The sequence below is a fragment of the Halobacillus naozhouensis genome, assembly GCF_029714185.1.
GTDB classification, from domain to species: Bacteria; Bacillota; Bacilli; order Bacillales; family Halobacillaceae; genus Halobacillus_A; species Halobacillus_A naozhouensis.
This window is the reverse complement of the sequence record NZ_CP121671.1, coordinates 745,917-764,753: the sequence shown is the minus strand read 5'-3', so window position 1 is coordinate 764,753 and position 18,837 is coordinate 745,917. Positions and strand designations below refer to the sequence as shown.

The following is an 18,837-nucleotide window of genomic DNA, read 5'->3' as shown; positions in this document are numbered from 1 at the left end:
ATACCTCACGCTCCATTTAAATAATAAAATGTAACAATTTTGAAACAGAGCCTATCTTCCAGCATCTTCTGGTAAAGAAGTTATGAACTAACTTCGGCTTTTTTTGACTTAGCTACCTTTTCTAGTGAAGACATAATTACTGAATTCGCCACAACTCCCATGTAAGAAGCTCCTTTAGAGAATCCCTCAATTACACCAATTTCATTTCCTGATACTGCCCCCATTCGCAAACCATTTCGCTTTCCTGTTTCAAATAAGTCTTCGATAACTTTTTGTACATTTGCGTGTTTAGTATCACCTGAATAACCCATATTCACAGCTAGATCAGTTGATCCGATAAATGCCACATCAATCCCTGGGACACTCGTTATTTCTCGGAAATTTTTCACAGCTTCGCTCGTTTCAATGTGGACAACAATTAAAACATCCATGTTCGCTTTCTCTAAATATTCTTTGCCTTTCTCTTTTCCAAATCTAGCCGGACGTATGGAAAAAGCTGTTCCTCTGTTGCCTAATGGCGGATATTTTGCTTTTTCCACTGCATCTTTCGCCTCTTTTTCATTGTTCACCATAGGCACTTGAATTCCTTTTGCTCCACGATCTAGTGCTTTTTGGATACTGGATGGATTATAAGAAACACGTACTACCGGAGCCATATTAACAATTTCAGCAGCTCTAATCATATTCTCTAATTCTGAGGAGCTAAAGCTACCGTGCTCATCATCGATAATGATAAAATCGAATCCTGCGTAACCGATGATTTCTACCAATGAAGGAGCGTACATATTGATGAAGGCTCCAAGAACTCTTTCGCCGTTATTAATTTTTTCTTTTAAAATATTCCCCATAATTTAGATGACTCCCTAATTTTACGGTTAAAATGATAAAATAACCGTCGTAGATTAAGAACTTTGTAACCAATATTGTAAAACGGCCGATACTGCCTGTGGCTGTTCAATACTGCTTAAATGTCCGCACTGCTCAATTGTTACAAGCTTGGCAGAAGGAATATCCGATGCTAATTCTTTATGCATCTCCAATGGGCATACGGTGTCTTCAAGGCCAACCATTACAAGTGTTGGACATGATATTTCAGTCAGTACAGTGCGACCATCGGGTTTATTTATAAGCGCTCGCATTTGACGAATCAGTGCGTCTGCCCCCACCTGGTCTGCCATTTTCAAAATTTCCGAGACAAGTGTTTTGTTGGTTTGGCTTTCAGGGCGAATCAGTCCTGGCAACAAATGCTTCTTCGTAATTTGCTTAAATTGACCATTTTTAGCCATTTCGATAAATTGTCCCCAGGCTTCAATCTGCTCTGCCCGTGGTGGGTTTGGATTTGTATCAAGTAGCGCGAGGCTTGTTACTCGGTCTGGTGCTCGCTTAACGATTTCTAGTGCTACGATTCCTCCTAAAGATAGCCCTGCTAACGAAAAACGTTCTGGCGCATTTTTTAGGACTGTAAGCGCCATATCTTCAATCGAATCATCTTCCGTCAGCATATGGACTGATACATCAGTTAAACTAGAGAGATGTTCAACTTGATGCTCCCATAACTTTTCATCGCAGAGGGTTCCAGGTAACAGGATTAATGGTGGCTTACTCATCTTATCCAACCTTTCAGTTGCTTTTCACAAACACCAATTCAGCTCACCAGTAGACAAATACTACCAGTTCCAGATATACTATTGATTCACTTTAAACCCTACCATTTTTAAGTTTGTCATTTCTTCTACTGAGTATTTTATACCTTCCTTACCCATACCGCTGTTTTTAACCCCACCATACGGCATTTGATCAACACGAAAGGAAGGAATATCATTAACCATTACACCGCCAACTTCTATTCGATCAGTAGCATCAAAGGCTTTATCCATTGAATTCGTAAACACTCCAGCTTGCAAACCATAAGATGAATCATTCACCATTTCGATTGCTTCATCCCATTCATTATAAGGATTAATCGTCACTATTGGTGCAAATGCTTCTTTGGAATTTACGGATAGTTCAGATGATCCCTTTGTAATAATTGTTGGTTCAAACAATGCTCCTTCTCGCTTTCCGCCACTAAGAATTTCTGCATTTGAATTCATTGCTTCTTCTACCCATTTTTCTATCCGTGTAGCTTCATCCATATGGATCATTGCAGAAACGTCTGTGTTCTCTTCTCTAGGATCCCCCATGACCAGTTTCTTTGTACGTTCTACAAATTTTGAAACAAATTCTTCATAAAGATCTTGCTGAACATAAATGCGCTGTATCGAAATGCAAACTTGTCCTGCATAAGCAAATGAACCTTCTATACATCTGGAAACCACACTATCTAAATCATAAGTACTGTCAACAATCAAACCTGAGTTTGAACCAAGTTCAAGCGTAACTTTCTTCAAACCAGCCTTTGCATTTATACTAAGTCCTACCTCTAAACTCCCTGTAAAAGTAACCATCTTTACTCGGGTATCTCTGACAAGAACATCCCCGATTACACTTCCACGTCCGGTTACTACATTCAAAACACCAGGGGGCAAACCAGCTTCTTCAAAAATTTCCGCTGTTAATAATGCGCTGAGCGGAGTCTGATTGGCAGGTTTCAAAACGACTGAGTTCCCTGCAGCAATAGCTGGCCCCAATTTATGTGCAACGAGGTTAAACGGGAAGTTAAAAGGTGTAATGGCAGCTATGACCCCCAGTGGCTCCCTTCGAGTATAAGCAAACCACCCTCTCCCGGAAACTGCTGCATCCATTGGTATCGTTTCTCCGTGAATTCTTTTGGCTTCCTCTGCTGCGAATCTGTACGTTTCGATCGTTCGGAGAATTTCTCCTTTTGCTGCTTTAATAGGTTTTGCATTCTCCTGGGTCAGTATTTCTGCACATTCTTCCAATCTTTGTTCAAAGATATGAGACGCTTTTTCAAGTATTTTAGCCCGCTCAAGGGAAGTCATTTTTTTAATTACTTCTTTTCCGCGGTCCGCACTTGCCAAAGCTTCTTCAACTTCCTCCGGGGTAGCAAGTGGGACTCTAGCAATTATTTCACCACTGTATGGAGACTTTAGATCATAATAGGAATTTCCTTCTTGCCACTTACCGTTAACATACAGTTTTGTTTTAGAATCTTTTAACATTACCTTACGCCCCTATTATTCATGAGTAGTGAACCATGATAAGCATTTTGATAAATATCAAGGATCTTGTCCCTGGACAAAGTATACGGAGTATTTGATAATAGTCGATCAACCTTTGAGGCTTGGTCAGCCAACAAAGGCAATGATTCTTCTTCAACACCTAGATCCGAAAGAGAACTCGGGAGATCTAACTGTCCTAATAATTCATATAAAAAATTCACTACCTCTCCCACTGCTTTATGTGGACACTCGTCATAATCACCCAGCTGCAGAAATCTTGCTATTTGGACCATTTCCTTTGAACATGTTTTTCCTGTCACTTCAAAAACATACGGTAAAAGCAGAGCGTTTGCGACACCATGTTCGATCTTGTACTTACCACCCAACGGGTAGGCTAGTGCATGCACTGCACCCACGCCCGCATTAGCGAGTGAAATACCTCCTAATAAACTGACCCAACTCATCCCGTCCCTGGCTTCTAAATCTTTATTCCCATTATGAACCGCACGGTGGATGTTTGGTGCAAATAATTTCATCGCTTTTTCTGCATACATTTTCGTTAACAATGTCGCATTCGTAGCCACATAAGATTCAATCGCATGAGTAAAGGCATCCACTCCAGATGCGGCCGTTACCCTAGCCGGGCATGATAAAGTTAACGCGGGATCGACAATGGATACGTCGGGTAATAAAAAGCAGCTGATTATACCACGCTTTACTTCCTGTTCTTCATCTCCGAATATCGCATTCATGGTTACTTCGGAGCCGGTCCCAGAAGTCGTTGGGAGTAAGATACAAGGAACCGTTCTAAACTCGATCACAGATTCGCCGCTCAAATAGGGATGGAAGTCGTCTTTATCCATTAAGGCAGCAGTGGCTTTTGCTACATCCAATGCACTTCCCCCACCAATCCCGATAATCAGTTCGCAGCCTTCCATTTTCATCTTGTTTACGACTTCACCAACCAGTTTAAAAGTCGGTTCGCCTTGTAAATCTGTAAATGTAACAATAGAAACACCCAATGGAGTTATAGAGTCTATCACCCTTTTGACCAACCCAGCTTTCTCCAAGCCTTTATCACTTATAATAGCTACTTTCTTAGGATGAAAATTTTCGACTTCATCAGGCAATGTACAGAAGGAACCTGATCCAAACCGAATTACTTTTGGCATATTAAAATCCGAGAAATTGTTAAGTGTCAAGGTCATCCCCCTTTAATATCGTGTGTTATGCATGGAGTTCATAAATTCACACCTTTTAAGTAAACGCTTACCTATTACCCATACGGAGTTTCTCACCCATTTGTTTTTCTAACTCTTTGAAGTTTTCCGGTGGGATCATTTTTCCTTTCTCATCTGCATTAAAGCCATGTTCAGCAGCTTTCTTAATTACTTGTGGCGACCAATAAGGATCTCTCCCATCGAATGCCTCGTGTTGTTCCAAAACTGCAAAGCACCACGCGTCTTCATCACTAATGTTCTCAAATCCTCTATAAAGATTTGGCGGCAAAGAAATAAGATCCCATGGACCGATAACGGTTTCTCCTTCAATTTCATCTGGACTGTTTCCCCAGTAAAAGCGCCAATCTCCTGTCAGAGGTAAAAAAGCTTCAATATAATCGTGTGTGTGGTAAGCAGGGCCGTTTCCAGGAGGAGCTTTAACCATGCCTATCTGGAAACCATGTGGTTCAGTAATGATTGGATTATACTCTGGATTTTCACTCGCTGTATCTCCCACCACAGCATAGTTTACACGTTGATGACCCGGAATGATGCTATCAATAAACATCAAAGGGATTCCTCTTTCTTTCATATCATTGAATCTTACAATCCAATTGCTTTCCATTTCTTCATTTGTAACATTCGTTTGTTTGTTTGCTTTCATCTTCATTCCCCTTCCGAATATTTTATCGAATACGTATTCGTTATTTTATAAAAAAATTTCAGCTGTCATTTACCAGACAGTCCAGCCACCATCAACGCATATTGTATGACCTGTGACCATATTCGACGAATCTGATGCTAAATAAAGTACAGACCCATATATATCCTCGGTCTTAGCTAGTCTTCCGAGTGGAATCCGATTTAGAACCTGAGCTCTGAAGTCTTCATCTTCAAACATAGATTTTGTCATCTCTGTTTCTATAAAAGTTGGAGCTATTGCATTTACATTAATCTTCTCCTGTGCCCATTCGATTGCAAGAGACTTTGTTAATTGGGTTAAGCCACCTTTACTAGCACTGTAGGCACTTCTTTTATAATAACCGACAAAAGCCATCTGGGAGGACATATTGATAATTTTCCCATGCTTTTGCTCTCTCATAAAACGGCCTGCTTCCTTGCATAAAAAGAAAACACTTTTTAAATTTATGTCCATCACTTTATCCCAGTCTTCTTCTGTTAACATTTCTGCATCTTTTGCAATATTCAGCCCTGCATTATTTATTAAGATATCGATGTGACCAAAGTGATCTTTTATTCGTTCCACCATCTTCGGTATTTTGCTTGTTTCCGTAAGATCAAAAGGAACAACTATCGCATTTCTCCCTATTAAGTGAATCTCAGCTGCAACCTTCTCCAACTCACTTTTATTTCTCGCCACTAGAGCAATACTAGCCCCCGCCTGTGCTAAGAGTCTTGCCACATCTTTCCCTATCCCTTTGCTTGCGCCTGTCACAATGGCTACTTTACCAGTAAGATCAAATAATTGCTCAGGTACCATTGTATCCCCTCCTTTCAAGAATTATTTTGTTAGGAGTAGATGTTGTTTTACGTACAATTAACTCTGGTTCCAAAGTCAATTCAGCAGATACAGGATGTGGATCTTTTTTTACTATTAAATTAATGAGTTTCTTTAAAGCAAGTTCAGCCATATTTTCTTTTTGCTGTGAAATTGTCGTCAGGCCAATATATTGGTTTGCAGAGATATTCATATTGTCAAAACCAACCACAGAGAGTTCATCCGGTATCTTAATATTTCTACTTGCTGCAGCATCCATTACTGCAAGAGCCATCTGGTCTGACGTCGCAAAGAAACTAGTCGGCCTGTCAGGATCGCTTAACAGATTGTAGGAAAAATCGTAAACCTTCTCATAATCATATTCACCATCATAAACATGTTCCTTATTTAGTACCAATCCACGATTTTTTAAAGCTGCCTCATAGCCAGCGTATCGTTCATAAGTGGTCAAATACTTCGTAGGCCCAGCGATAAACGCGATACTTTCATGTCCTAATTCAACCAAATGATCAACAGCCAATACTGCCCCTTTATAGTTATCCAAGACTACGGAATTCGATGAGTCGCTTTCTACCCTACTGTTGTACAAAACAACAGGAAATCCGGCATCATGCAATTTCTTTATTCTTATACTTGTACGACTAATAGAAGAAATGATGATTCCATCAACACGCTTAGAAATCAGAGTTTGAATGGCATTTTCTAAATTCTCATCATCATGATCCGTGTTACTGATAATTACATCATACCCCTGTTCCTGCGCTTTCCCTATGATGATCTTAGCTGATTCAGCAAAAAATGGGTTTGAAATATCACCCACGATTAATCCTAATGTATTTGTTTTGTTGGTGACCATGCTTCTGGCCACAGAATCCGGGGTGAATTTCAGCTCTTCTATAGCCTCAGAGACCTTTTTTCGAGTTGACTCTTTTACCCCTGAATAATTATTGAGTACTTTTGAAACCGTAGCCTGTGATACATTGGCGACACGTGCTATGTCGTGAACCGTGATTCTCATTCGATTAAGTTCCTTTCAACTCCAGCTAAATTCCATTCTTTAACCTTTAGAATAAAGCTATAAAATTCTTTAGAATACGTATTCGAAACAATTCAAGTGTAATTGATAAATTCTAAGTTGTCAATAAATTTTAAATTTTTTCAATATGGTTAAAGTAAAAAAAAGTTCCCCTTAATCCTCAACTTAAAAATAGTTACCTCCATCTCCAATTAATCTCTCCATCTTCGTAAACTGCTGGCAGGTAGATTCCTCTTTTATTTTGTTGTTTGTCCACGATAAACCAATTTTTATCTTCCAACAAATCCTCACAATATTTGTCTTCTTGAAAATCATTCTCTTCATTCACAAGAGCTTCTAAAAATCCTTTATATTTTTGCATACTTTCATTCGGGTTGAGTGAACCATACATCCACATGCCTTCAAGCTTAATATTTTTTATTTCACCCAGACTTTCAGTTTTAAAATATAAAAACAAATTACTCACTCCTTAGGAGAAATTTTTATAAACTTGCTAGGTACTTCTCCTTTAACTAAATATTCATTATCTCTATTGGTCCAAGCTAATGCCCTTTTTTTCCAAAATTGCGATGAATTGTCCCTTTCTATTATTTTGTTTATTTGCTTTGGTGATAAGATTGCAATATCTTTTACCTCACCTGATTTAATAGCCTTTCTTAACAAAGAAATATCTAGCTCAATCAAATTATCACCGTAATTTTCTACTGTACCTTTATTAATGGTAAAACTAGTGTAAGGACTATTTGATTTTGCCCCTCGTCTGTAACCACCTAAAATATGTTCAGTGACAGTAACTTGTCTACCTTTATAGATTCCACTACTATTAGCAGGCACTAAATTACCTGACTCTGATATGAATGGCTTTCCAACACCATTTGCTCTTGCAGGAGAATGTAATAAACTATCTCCTCTGTATAAATTATTAGAAAGCTGACCTAGCCTTTTACTAACAGCTTCTACAACCTCATCGCCATTCTTAACAACACTACTAACACCCTTAGCCCCTTTCCCCGCCAGCTTAACATATCCCCCACCTATAATAGAGGCAGCTAGAAGGGGTCGTTCCCAGCCTTCATACTCCACACCCGTAATCAGATTCTCTCCGGTCTTCGTCTCAATAGCCGCTTTGATATTTCCGACAATCGGGATAAAATCAAGGCCAAAGGAGAGCGTCTTTTTCCACCAGACGACATCCTCTTCCTCCGCCGAAGCCACTATTTCTTCCCTTGTACATACTCCTCCTGAAGTAATTTCATACTGCAGCGAAACAGGAGCCTGGCTTTTTTGTTCCATTATGAAATGGTTCACTTCAGCTGGGGAAACTGGCTTCGCTGCTGTTGCTTGATTGATAGATTTCCAATCTTCCATCGATTGAAGCTGACCTGGTTGATAGCTTCCAATACTAATATCCCCTGCTTCAAACTTTGAAGAAATGGATTTGATGTATTGATTCATGGTGGAGAGGCTTTGCTTCAATTCTGCCAACTGGTTCGACTGAGTTTGATCAAACTCATGTAACTGTTCCACTGTCTGATTCTTCTTTTCCCTAGCCTGTTGAATCTGTTGCAAAAATGCGCTGTCGTCAACGGATGGTAAAGATACAATATCTTGTACGCCACTAACGACCTGGTTAACCTCTTGAATCAGTTCATTCGTGACGGTACTCGTTTTATGTAATCCCGCTTCCACCTCTTGCTCAAGAAAATCTTCTCGAATGACACCGTCAGAAGAAGGTTCAAATTGATTCATCGAACTCACCATCTTTTGAATCGCCGCTTCATATTGCGAAAGAAATTGTTCCAAATAACTCAGGAACGGGAGATGGGCTTCCTGATAAAACATCCGAATGGCTTTCCCGCCCTGCCCGCTAAGCGAATCTTCCAAATCAATAATGGCTTTGATACTGGTCTTTACCTGATGGATGGAATTTTTCATGTTGTCTAACATATGTATCGTTTCTTCTGCACCGTTCTGCAGATCTGAAACATCCAACACTTTCATGTAAAACATCCTCTTTCCAGTTTATTACCATTAAGTATATAGAAATTTTGCCTATAAAGAAATACTTCAATCTGATTCCTTTATTCGTTAAACGAAAGGCAAGGTCGGAATCGATGGCTCGAATCCCGTTTAGTTCGGTCCAACGAAAAGCTTTTACTGGAAGTAAGTTCACTTTTTTTCAGGAAAACTCCTTATATTGCGGTAATGATTAGCAAGCAGCTCCCAATCTTCCATAAATAACGACTTTAAATTAGGACGGCGTCTCACAGCTAAGGGATGGTAAGCCACTGCCGTCGGATACCCTTTTACTTCATGGACTTTGCCGCGCAGTGATTTTACATCAGCGTCCGTATCTTGAAAAAAAGATTGGACAGAGACATTTCCCAGGCAGAAAATCAGGTCGGGTTGTTTTGTCTGAAGCTGCCGTTGAAGATGACGCATGCAGATGCGGCGTGTATCCTCTTTATCATATTTTCGAACAGGTTTTCTTTTTAGAATAAATGTTATGTACAAATCGCTCATGGTGAGGCCAACTTCATGGGCGGCTTGTTGCAAGGTTTGTCTCGTGCCGCACACAAATGAATTTCCATCTCGGTCTTCACGTGCTCCCGGGTTATCGAGAATGATTATGATAGGTGCTTCGGGGTTGCCTTCTCCCCAAATCATTCTCGACCCGTGTTCATAAAGACCGCAGTCCGTACATTTTATCTGGTTTTCCGGTGTGGGGTCTTCCGGCCATGGGGTGGAACAAATATCGGACAATGCTTCTCCCTCCTACTACGTAAACTTGATAAATTTAGGATACCCAGGCTGCGGTTTTCTTACTAATGGTATAACGTTTACTGTTTAGAAAATCTCTAACCAGGAGAAAGTAAGAGAAACAAATAAGGAGATGCTTTTATGAAAGAAAACGATAATTTTACCGTTGCATGCACAAATATTGATGAGGTTAAAAGGAAAAATGAGCAGTCTGGTATGTCCTACAATGAAGCCAAAGCATTTATGGCTAAAACAACAAGAGGACATGGCACCAATGCATATAGTGATACCAACATTGAAGACGTGAAAAGTAAGAATCAAAATAAGAAATAATACTGAGCTCCGCTGGTGAATTTTAAACCAGCGGAGCTCATTTATTTTTTCGTCATATTTTCTTGAGCCATTTTGACCATTTCCTTGACCATGTTTCCGCCAATCGGCCCTCCAACTTTTCCAGCTTGCTCTGAGGTGATTTGACCGTTATATCCTTTTTTCAATGGAATGCCTTGTTCCTTTGCGACCTCGTATTTTACGTTATCAGAATCTGTATTATAGCCTTTTCCCTTCATGACCCGCGCTTTTAATAAATCCAAATCTTTGCGGGCTCCTGGCACTAAGATTTTATTCCTCGCCATTTTCATCGCCTCCTTCATTTGGTAGGGTCTCCTCAAAGAGGTGTTTTTATATAAAAAAATAACCACCGCGTCGCACGGTGGAGCCTTCACATTTTTAAAATGTTGGCAAATTATCTAAGTTATTGCTCTTGATACCATCTGGCTCACTTCGGAGAATATCGCGGCCATATTTATGAAAAACGTCCACATGAGCCAGTTGGCCTTGCTTTGCTTCCTCTAAAGCGGACACATAATCAAGCTCTCGCCCTGTACTCGTTTGAACCGCAATGATGTCGCCGTCATCATTTTTTCGTACCGCTGCAATCTCTTCTTGCCCTTCATTAGCTGTGTTCTGACTTTCTTGAGACGCTTGTTGTTCTCCGTCTTGCTTATACTGGTTATAGATCTGCTCGAAATCCGGCACGGATCATCCCTCCTTCGCTTTATATTCTTCTCTATAAAGAGAAAAATATAGATGGATTCTTAAATGAAGACCGCTGATTCTAAAATAACTAGAAGTGATTGTTAAATAACGATCACTGTTCTTAAATAAATAGGACTAATTCTAAAATAACGTATGATGATTCTGAAATAACCCGTCCTGTCTAACTTGTTAATCGGTAGCTTCCTCTTTTGCCACATTACGGCACCTTAATCTTAATTTATGTAAAAAACTAAAGTGAGATAGGAGACAAAATTCCTATCTATAAGTGAGCTACATAGTCATATATGTTGGTTTTAACCAATTAAAGAGGAAACTCCCCTAAAAGTGTAGAAGATTGAAAAATAAGGAAGAAATGAAAGGAGAAAGGTATATGAAAAAACGTGTAATTCAGCTGCTTATTATAGCTTTCATAAGTCTCCTCCCCTTCACTTTCCTAACAGAAGTGTCGGCAGATGAGCAGCAGCAAGAGCAAAGTCCGTTTAATTCAGAGCATTATGATTACACGACTTATCAGGAAATCGAGGGAAAGTTACATAGCCTCGATAAAAAAAGTAATCGTGTAACACTGGAGGTCGTCGGACAATCAACGAATGGCCATAACATTTATTCTGTCATCGTTAGTGATCCGCAAGCGAAAGGAAAATACGGGAAAATCCAGGCATTGAGAAAGAAGATGTTCAAGCATCCCGGCAAGGCACAGGAATGGGCGGACAAGCATCCTGATTTCAAAGTGCCGTTCATGATTAATGGTTCGATCCACGGCAATGAATTTGTCGGTTCTGATGCTGTTTTGCAGCTAATCGAGCGCTTTGCGTTCGAGGATGATAACGTAACCAAGGACATTCTTGAAAAGAACATTTTGATCTTTAATGTCGTCGTTAATCCAGATGGACGAATTAACGCCACTCGTTTTAACGGAGAAGGCATTGATTTAAACCGTGATTATATTACTCAATCACAGCCGGAAACTCAAGCTTCTGTTGAGATGATTACAGAATGGAATCCAATGGTGTTTCTGGATTTACACGGCTATGTTCAATACTCCAGCGAAAAGCCAGGATTAATTGAGCCAACTACACCGCCGCATAACCCAAATTATGAGTACGATTTATATTCAAAATGGGCGCTTGACCAGGCAGAAGCCATGGAAAAGGAAATTGTAACTCATAAAGAAGACTATACTTCAGAGCTCTACAAAAATTTAGAGGGTGTACATATTCCCAGGCGTGATGCCGAATATGGCTGGGATGATTACCCGCCTATCTTTGCACCCATGTATGCGATGTACCACGGTGCTTATGGGGCTACCATCGAAGCTCCGAACAATACATGGGATGGGGTGGAATGGCAAATTAATGCCGTTATGGGGGCATTGAAATTCGCCACCAACCATAAAAACGAAATGATCAAGGACCAGATTGAAGTATTTAAACGGGGGATCAACTTCCATCACCCTACTCACGAGGAAGGCTTCTTCCCTCACGCTTACGTGCTCCCGGTAGATGAGAAGGACCCAACGGCTACTCATAAAGCCGTCAAGCACCTGAAAGCTAACGACATTGATGTCGGGAAAACCAAACAACCGTTCGCGGTAAATGGCAAACAATACGAGGCAGGAACTTTTATTGTTCCAATGGACCAGGCTAAGGCCGGTCTTGCTAACACCATGCTCTGGGATGGGGAAGACATTAGCTATGACACGCCAGCAATGTATGACATTTCAGCTTGGAGCTTACCTGAATTATGGGGGTTTGAAGCGATCGCGGTTGATGAAAACCTCGATGTCCAGGCTGTTAAGGTAAACAAAATTAACCATAAAGGTGAATTAGACGGGAAAGGACCTTATCAGATTCCGAACAGTTCGGTTCAAGCCGTTGCTTTAGTCAACCAGTTGCTCCAAAACGGTATTCCAGTACTTCAGGACAACCAAGGTGATTATTATGTGGAAAATCAATCTGGAAATGATCTGCGAAAAGCCGTTGCGGAGTCTGGACTCACTTTAACGACGAGTGAAATTCCCGACGAGGCTCAAACACTGGACAATCTTAAGGTAGCGATTTTGAAAGACGGCGGAATGTGGAAATCACAATCACATTCAGGGACTAAGATTGCCCTTGAGCGACTCGGTTTTGAAGTTGACGAAGTCCACCCTCGTCAAGTCGCTGAAGATGGCTTATCAGACTATGACGTCTTTGTTTACAGCGGAACAGATCGCTTAATTTCTTATGAACTATCTAAAGCCAACCAGCCGTTTGGGCTAAAAAACGAACAGCAATTTGAGAACTTTAAACGTCATATTAACGCATTTGCCACAAACGGCGGAAGCTATATTGCTGTAGGGGCAGGAGCATCTCAAGCCACTAAAACACTCGGCCTAACGGATGTAACCATCAACCTTGGACAATCAAACAGCAACGGTATCGTTCGTGTCAATTACGAGCACACGCCGTTAACAGCAGGTTATGACGGTACAGACATCGGTTTTGTGTATAATCCAGTATGGTATACGAACATAACAGATCAAACAGTTGCCGCATCTTTTAAGCAGCAAGACTTTTTCAAAGCCGGCTTCTGGAAAAATCGTGAAGATGCACGCGGTGAAGCGGTCATCATTCAAGAGAATGAAAAAGATGTAACCTTAATTGGGTTAGAAGCTGGTTTCCGTGATCATACGGACTACTTGTATAGATTGCTTTCTAACGCTATTTTTGAATAACTAGCTATGCTCAGCTTGTAGAGAAGCCCAGCGGCTTGTCTACAAGCTTTTTCTATGTTCGGCAATTTAGCTATTCTTCATTACCTCTCGTTCATTCAATAATTGAATAGGGCGGTTATTACTTGGGAATATTTGTTTGAAAACGTCAATTTGTTCCTTAGATATTTCAATAGTATCCTCAAATATAATCCACTTTACATCCTCAGAACATGGAGGTGTAGTTAAAGACCCGCTATAGTGGAAGGTAGTACTGCTTTGCCGTGGTAGTAAGCTTGCTAAGTCAACCGGTTCATTCATCATGATTTCCTTCTCCGTCTTTTCAGAAGGAACTCCTCCCCAAATACTAGCGAGTTCTTTATTTTGGGTCCCTTCTTCAATCATTAAGGTGGTTACAGCCAATTCATTATTCGGATTCTTGTGAACGAAATGCATTTCTACAGGAAAATGTTTCCCATTAAATTGATGCTCGCTAGGAGTATGAAAATGAAATTGGATGAGCCTATAGTTCGTTTCACCAATCGTCATCGAGTTATTCATTTCGTTAGGAAGGTTAAATTGAGCAGTATGACCATTATTGATCACACTAACTTTGGCTGGTTCATAATGAAGTTGAATTTCGGGTAAGTCCTTTTCTTCCTCTACCTCAGCGAATTTAACGTTCACTGGAGATTGTTCATTACCTTTCTCACATGCAGCGAATTCTTCTGCAAGATCTCCCCAGTGTTTAGGACCTCTTTTCCCTTCATATGACCACTGAACCTGTTTAGGTTCTAGTGCCTGGTCGGTTTGTTTACCCTGTTGATTCGTTTCTTTTGTTTCAGTAGATTCCGTTTTTTCATCCGAGTGGGTCTGCTGTGAACAAGCTGAGATAAACAAGACTAGAAGTAGATAAATAGTGTAATAGAGAAGCTTTTTCAATTGGTATTCCTCCTTAGAACGTCAAAATCATTTTGAGAAAGGGGAAGTTGATCGTAATTTACTGTAGTAGCCCTTTAGTTCACCCTACTGCCCTCCTTAGGCTGTAACTCTTCTTTCTAATACTCGGGGATACCTTCTCTCACCTCCATTATTTACAAAAAATTAATCTCCCTGAAATCATCTGACTCATAATAGAAGCACCTCTTGAAAGCCGCATACCTGCGTTCCAAAAGGTGCTTTTCCTGTATCTCATATAAATCTTTATCAAGTTACTTGTGCAACCGTGTATGAATCAATCACTACCGGTTATGTTGAGATCATCTTTCACCGTGGCTAAGATTGTATTTGTGTCTACTTCCTGACTCTCAAGCACTTCCAAAGAAGCAATAAGACCGCTGGCACCTATCCTTATTTCCTCCAATAGACCATCATGATTTCTAACTACAAATAACTTCTCCCATTCATACACATAATCATTTTTCTGAATTAAGATTTTTTCAATTCTGCCATGACAGGGACTATAAACCACTTCTACATGCTGTCTCAAACCATATCCTCCTCTTTAAGTGCTAATCATTTTCCATCACGTTGTAAAGATGAATAATTATCCGATGGAAATAACACCTGTCAGTACTGCAACAATTGTCATAACAATAGTGGCGAGACTTGCCCACTTTAACATCATTTTCTGGAGATCACCGAACTCAACTCCAGCCATCCCGACTAGCAGATAAGTCGAAGGTACGAGCGGGCTTAGTAAGTGAACCGGCAGGCCAAGCAGAGAGGCTCGTCCGATTTCTACTGGATCCAGCCCGTAAGTAGCAGCAGTTTCTGCAAGTACAGGTAGTACTCCGAAATAAAATGCATCATTTGACATGAAGAAGGTAAACGGTGCACTTGCAATCGCTGTGATAACGGCAAAATATGGTCCTAATTCTTCAGGAATGATTGCAATTAACGAATTGGCCATGGCATCGACCATCTCCGTTCCTGTAAGGATCCCCGTAAAGATACCTGCAGCAAATATCAATGACACAACTGACAGCACATTACCTGCGTATGTTGAAATTCTTTCTTTCTGCTGATCCATATGTGGATAGTTGATCATAATCGCAATCGCAAAGGCTACCATAAATAAGACGGGCGTAGGCAGCACTCCGACAACAAGCGAGACCAGAAGGGCAATCGTTAAAGCAAAGTTCACCCATATTAACTTCGGACGTTTTATACTTTCATCTTCTTCAACTGTTGCAGAAGCCGCTGCCATTTCTCCGGCTGCTACCTCATCAATAGCATCTTGACTGATTTGAATGACACCTAACCTTTTTCTCTCTTTCCGTCCATAGTGAAATGCAACAAATAAGACCACCAGGACTCCGCCAATCTGGGCCGGGATCACAGGAACATACAATTCTGATACACCGACTCCTAAAGCACTCATGGCCCTGGCTGTCGGTCCTCCCCATGGTAGTAAATTCATAACTCCAGATCCTAGTACTGCGATACCGGCCAGTATAAGCGGATTCATGCCAACTCGTTTATACAATGGAAGCATGGCCGAAACCGTAATCATATAAGCGGTTGTTCCATCGCCGTCCAGGGATACAAAAAGAATGAGACACGCGGTTCCCATTGCTACTTTCAAAGGGTCACCTTTTACAATTCTAACAATTTTTTCAACTACTGGATCAAATAAACCAGCATCAATCATGACCCCAAAAAACAAAATCGCAAACATAATCATAATGCCTGTCGGTGCCACACTCTTCACACCGTCTAGCATCATTTTGCCAATTTCTCCTCCAAAACCGCCAATTAATGCAAAAATGACTGGTATAACCATCAAGGCAATAAGTGCAGAGAGCCGCTTTGTCATGATTAAATACATGAAAACAGCAATCATTAAAAATCCAAGTAAAGCTAGCATCGTTTCCACTCCTATTCTAAGCGCTTACATTTTCGAAAAGTTAAATAACTGCAGTTTTTTCGAATGATTGGTACCGTTTTCAAAGCTTAGAAACAGCATATATCATCGTTCATGATCTGTAACCTTTTTAAGTTTACTGTTTTTAAAAAACTTTCTGACTATTCATTTGCCGATTTTGGCCACCAAAAAATGCACAATGGTCAAAATCCATTGTGCAAGTAATGTAAGTGCTATTTTTTGGCTTACCTGTGGTACTTACGTTCGGGGCGTCCGACTGAACCATATTCTACTCCTGAACGGCACTTGTCTATGGAAATTAAATATTCTAAGTACCTTCTTGCAGTCGTCCTGGAGGCTCCCATCCGTTTCCCGATTTCCTCTGCAGACAAACCCTCCTGGCTGTTTTTAAGAACCTCCAAAATTTTATGGAGGGTGTCTCCATCTATTCCTGTGGGTAACTCGTGAATGACTTCTTCCTTCTCCTCTTCCGAATTCTTGAATAATCTGTCTACAACACTTTGATTGATCTCATCCTCGTTCTGTAATAAGTGCCTTCTTTGAATATACTTGTTAATCATGTCTGTAAAGCGTTCCATGGTAATTGGTTTGATTAAATAATTTTCTACACCGTTTCTCATAGCTTTTTCAAGAAAGGCTTTATCTGTTGCCGCCGTGATTCCAAGTCTTCAAAATCCTGTCGTATCGTCGTTAGAATATCGGTTCCCAGCTGGTCCGGCAAGTAAATATCGAGCAATAAAAGATCAGTTTGTTGAGAGCGTAAAAGTTCCAGGGTTTTTTCAGCATTTAATGCTTTTCCCACGACTTCAACACTAGGTATTTTCATAAGAAATTTTTCATGAATATCGGCTACGCGAAAGTCATCTTCTGCGATCGCCACTTTTACAGTTTCCATCCTTGTCCTCCTATGAATGTTCTTTGGGAAGGTATACCGTAAACACCGTACCTCTGCCTGGTTCACTATGAAATTCAACCATCCCCCCAAGTTGATTGACGGTTTCCTTTACATTAGCCAGCCCGTATCCTCTTGGCGCATGAGACTTTTTATTTGTGAATCCTCTATTAAAGAGCAGGGCATGGTTTTCGATAGGAATGCCAGCTCCATTATCATGGATTTCAAAGATAATATCATGGCCGAGGTCCGTTCCAAAGAATGTTACCGTTGGATTCTTATCACGATCCGCAACAGCCTCAAACGCATTGTCTACTAGGTTGCCAATCATCACGATGAGGTGGGTCAAGTTAATATGATCGGGAAGCTTCTGTAAGGAACTGTTTGAATCCACTTCAAATTTAATTTTCTTTTCCGAAGCCTTCCCAATTTTCCCAAGTAAAATAGCCTGTACCCTGCTATCCTCTATTTGGTTAAAAAGAATGCGGTTTTTCACCTCAACATTTGTCGTTTCATTCTGAATCATATCAAACGCTTCATCATACTCACCGAGCTGCAGCAAACTTGACAATACGTACAATTTATTCGTAAATTCGTGGGTTTGAGCCCGTAAATCTTCAGAATAACGTTGAACTTCAGAAATGGTATTGAGCATTTCTTCGATTTCCGTTTTATCACGAAACGAAGCAATTACCCCCTTCACCTGATCTTGGTGAAAAATCGGTGCCCGATTTACAATTATTGTCTTATCCTCCAACAGCAGTTCTTGGTCCATTTGAGCTTCTCCTGTCTCGAAAATCTGATAAGGATGAGAGTCAGGCAAGAGCCTTTCAATTGTTAAGTGACGAAAATCTCCCTTAATATTCAATAGTCTTCTCGCGGTCTGGTTTATCATCATGACTCTTCCCGTTTCGTCATATGACAGCAAATCCTCTCTAATGGACTGTATAATTGCATCTTTTTCCGTGTACAAGGTAGCGATCTGATAGGGTTCTAATCCCATCGTGTCCTTTCGAATATTCTTGGCCAGCAGGACACTTCCACCAGCAGCTATAAGGAGAACGATTAATGATTTAAATGAAACCCTAAGTACATTATGAAAGATTTGCTCTTTGATATCCTTTATAAGAAAACCAACAGACACAATCCCAATGATTTGACCATTGTTATCAAATATCGGTGACTTGCCTCTTAGGGAAGGCCCTAATGAACCTACAGCCCTTGAAGTGTAGTACTTCCCCTCAACAAGAGCCCGATATTATCTTCTCCAACCATTTTTTCCCCGATCCGTTCAGGTACAGGGTGGGAATAGCGAATGCCTTCTTTACTGCCGACCACAATAAATTCTGCTCCGATTTCTCTTCTGATTCTTTCAGCTATAGGCTGAATAATCTTAGCAGGGTCATTTGTTTGAATGGCGCTGCCTACTTCAGGCATAAACGAAATGGTCTTAGAGATCTTTAAGGCCAACTGGGCTTTTTGCTTTTCAATCTCTTTCGCTTCCAAATAGGTAAAGGATGCGGTCAACAGAATGATAATCAAAAAAGCAAGGGATAAAACTAGAAACAGTATTTTAGTTTGCAGCGATAGTTTCAAAGAATTCAACATCCTTCTAAATTTATAAATTCCTCTTTTCGTATAAGTACGTTT

At 40.4% G+C, this 18,837-nt stretch carries 18 protein-coding genes and 2 pseudogenes; 2 read left to right on the top strand and 18 right to left on the bottom strand.

Features of this window, described 5'->3' with window-relative positions:
- Window positions 1-80: 80 nt before the first annotated feature.
- The 10 genes from P9989_RS04030 to P9989_RS03985 all read right to left on the bottom strand — a co-directional run bounded on the left by P9989_RS04030 (window position 81) and on the right by P9989_RS03985 (window position 9,660).
- Complete coding sequence (locus P9989_RS04030) at window positions 81-848, bottom strand: HpcH/HpaI aldolase family protein (protein ID WP_283077535.1); 768 nt, start codon at window positions 846-848, stop codon at window positions 81-83.
- 54 nt (window positions 849-902) lie between these two features.
- Window positions 903-1,607, bottom strand: a complete 705-nt coding sequence (locus P9989_RS04025) for an alpha/beta fold hydrolase (protein WP_283077534.1) — start codon at window positions 1,605-1,607, stop codon at window positions 903-905.
- A 78-nt stretch (window positions 1,608-1,685) separates the two neighbouring features.
- Entirely contained in the window at window positions 1,686-3,122 is a 1,437-nt protein-coding gene (locus P9989_RS04020) for an aldehyde dehydrogenase family protein (RefSeq protein ID WP_283077533.1), read from the bottom strand.
- Complete coding sequence (locus tag P9989_RS04015) at window positions 3,122-4,324, bottom strand: iron-containing alcohol dehydrogenase (RefSeq protein ID WP_283077532.1); 1,203 nt, start codon at window positions 4,322-4,324, stop codon at window positions 3,122-3,124. Before P9989_RS04015 ends, P9989_RS04020 begins: the two co-directional genes overlap by 1 nt.
- Before the next feature lie 67 nt (window positions 4,325-4,391).
- Entirely contained in the window at window positions 4,392-5,006 is a 615-nt protein-coding gene (locus tag P9989_RS04010; RefSeq protein ID WP_283077531.1) for a cupin domain-containing protein, read from the bottom strand.
- Between the two features lie 69 nt (window positions 5,007-5,075).
- Complete coding sequence (locus P9989_RS04005; protein ID WP_283077530.1) at window positions 5,076-5,843, bottom strand: SDR family NAD(P)-dependent oxidoreductase; 768 nt, start codon at window positions 5,841-5,843, stop codon at window positions 5,076-5,078.
- Entirely contained in the window at window positions 5,833-6,879 is a 1,047-nt protein-coding gene (locus P9989_RS04000; protein ID WP_283077529.1) for a LacI family DNA-binding transcriptional regulator, read from the bottom strand. Before P9989_RS04000 ends, P9989_RS04005 begins: the two co-directional genes overlap by 11 nt.
- Window positions 6,880-7,072: 193 nt before the next feature.
- Complete coding sequence (locus tag P9989_RS03995) at window positions 7,073-7,363, bottom strand: hypothetical protein (protein WP_390306369.1); 291 nt, start codon at window positions 7,361-7,363, stop codon at window positions 7,073-7,075.
- Window positions 7,360-8,898: a ribonuclease YeeF family protein gene (locus P9989_RS03990; RefSeq protein WP_283077528.1), complete on the bottom strand. Its 1,539-nt coding sequence runs from the start codon at window positions 8,896-8,898 to the stop codon at window positions 7,360-7,362. The genes P9989_RS03995 and P9989_RS03990 overlap by 4 nt, the downstream gene beginning before the upstream one ends.
- Window positions 8,899-9,066: 168 nt before the next feature.
- The gene (locus P9989_RS03985) at window positions 9,067-9,660 is read right to left on the bottom strand and encodes a uracil-DNA glycosylase (RefSeq protein WP_283077527.1); all 594 of its coding nucleotides are present in this window, start codon (window positions 9,658-9,660) and stop codon (window positions 9,067-9,069) included.
- A 138-nt stretch (window positions 9,661-9,798) separates the two neighbouring features.
- On the opposite strand from P9989_RS03985, the gene P9989_RS03980 reads away from it, so the two are divergent.
- The gene (locus P9989_RS03980; RefSeq protein WP_283077526.1) at window positions 9,799-9,990 is read left to right on the top strand and encodes a gamma-type small acid-soluble spore protein; all 192 of its coding nucleotides are present in this window, start codon (window positions 9,799-9,801) and stop codon (window positions 9,988-9,990) included.
- A gap of 41 nt (window positions 9,991-10,031) precedes the next feature.
- Here P9989_RS03980 and P9989_RS03975 read toward each other — a convergent pair whose 3' ends face one another.
- Both P9989_RS03975 and P9989_RS03970 read right to left on the bottom strand, forming a co-directional pair.
- Window positions 10,032-10,298, bottom strand: a complete 267-nt coding sequence (locus P9989_RS03975; protein WP_390306622.1) for an alpha/beta-type small acid-soluble spore protein — start codon at window positions 10,296-10,298, stop codon at window positions 10,032-10,034.
- Between the two features lie 88 nt (window positions 10,299-10,386).
- Window positions 10,387-10,695: a DUF3892 domain-containing protein gene (locus P9989_RS03970; RefSeq protein WP_283077524.1), complete on the bottom strand. Its 309-nt coding sequence runs from the start codon at window positions 10,693-10,695 to the stop codon at window positions 10,387-10,389.
- Window positions 10,696-11,086: 391 nt separating this feature from the next.
- Here P9989_RS03970 and P9989_RS03965 point away from each other — a divergent pair, with 391 nt between their 5' ends.
- Window positions 11,087-13,432: a M14 family zinc carboxypeptidase gene (locus P9989_RS03965; RefSeq protein ID WP_283077523.1), complete on the top strand. Its 2,346-nt coding sequence runs from the start codon at window positions 11,087-11,089 to the stop codon at window positions 13,430-13,432.
- A gap of 66 nt (window positions 13,433-13,498) precedes the next feature.
- On the opposite strand, the gene P9989_RS03960 is transcribed toward P9989_RS03965, so the two are convergent.
- The 6 genes and pseudogenes from P9989_RS03960 to P9989_RS21595 all read right to left on the bottom strand — a co-directional run.
- Window positions 13,499-14,350, bottom strand: a complete 852-nt coding sequence (locus P9989_RS03960) for a carbonic anhydrase (RefSeq protein ID WP_283077522.1) — start codon at window positions 14,348-14,350, stop codon at window positions 13,499-13,501.
- A 292-nt stretch (window positions 14,351-14,642) separates the two neighbouring features.
- Window positions 14,643-14,897 carry a biotin/lipoyl attachment domain-containing protein gene (locus P9989_RS03955; protein ID WP_283077521.1) on the bottom strand — a complete coding sequence of 85 codons (255 nt, stop codon included), beginning with the start codon at window positions 14,895-14,897 and terminating at the stop codon, window positions 14,643-14,645.
- Window positions 14,898-14,954: 57 nt separating this feature from the next.
- Window positions 14,955-16,277, bottom strand: coding sequence for a CitMHS family transporter (locus P9989_RS03950; protein ID WP_283077520.1), 1,323 nt, complete (start codon window positions 16,275-16,277; stop codon window positions 14,955-14,957).
- A 242-nt stretch (window positions 16,278-16,519) separates the two neighbouring features.
- A pseudogene (locus P9989_RS03945) lies at window positions 16,520-17,190 on the bottom strand (response regulator).
- A 10-nt stretch (window positions 17,191-17,200) separates the two neighbouring features.
- Complete coding sequence (locus tag P9989_RS03940) at window positions 17,201-18,331, bottom strand: sensor histidine kinase (protein WP_346274903.1); 1,131 nt, start codon at window positions 18,329-18,331, stop codon at window positions 17,201-17,203.
- An 18-nt stretch (window positions 18,332-18,349) separates the two neighbouring features.
- A pseudogene (locus tag P9989_RS21595) lies at window positions 18,350-18,624 on the bottom strand (sensor histidine kinase); the annotation flags it as partial.
- Between the last annotated feature and the right edge of the window lie 213 nt (window positions 18,625-18,837).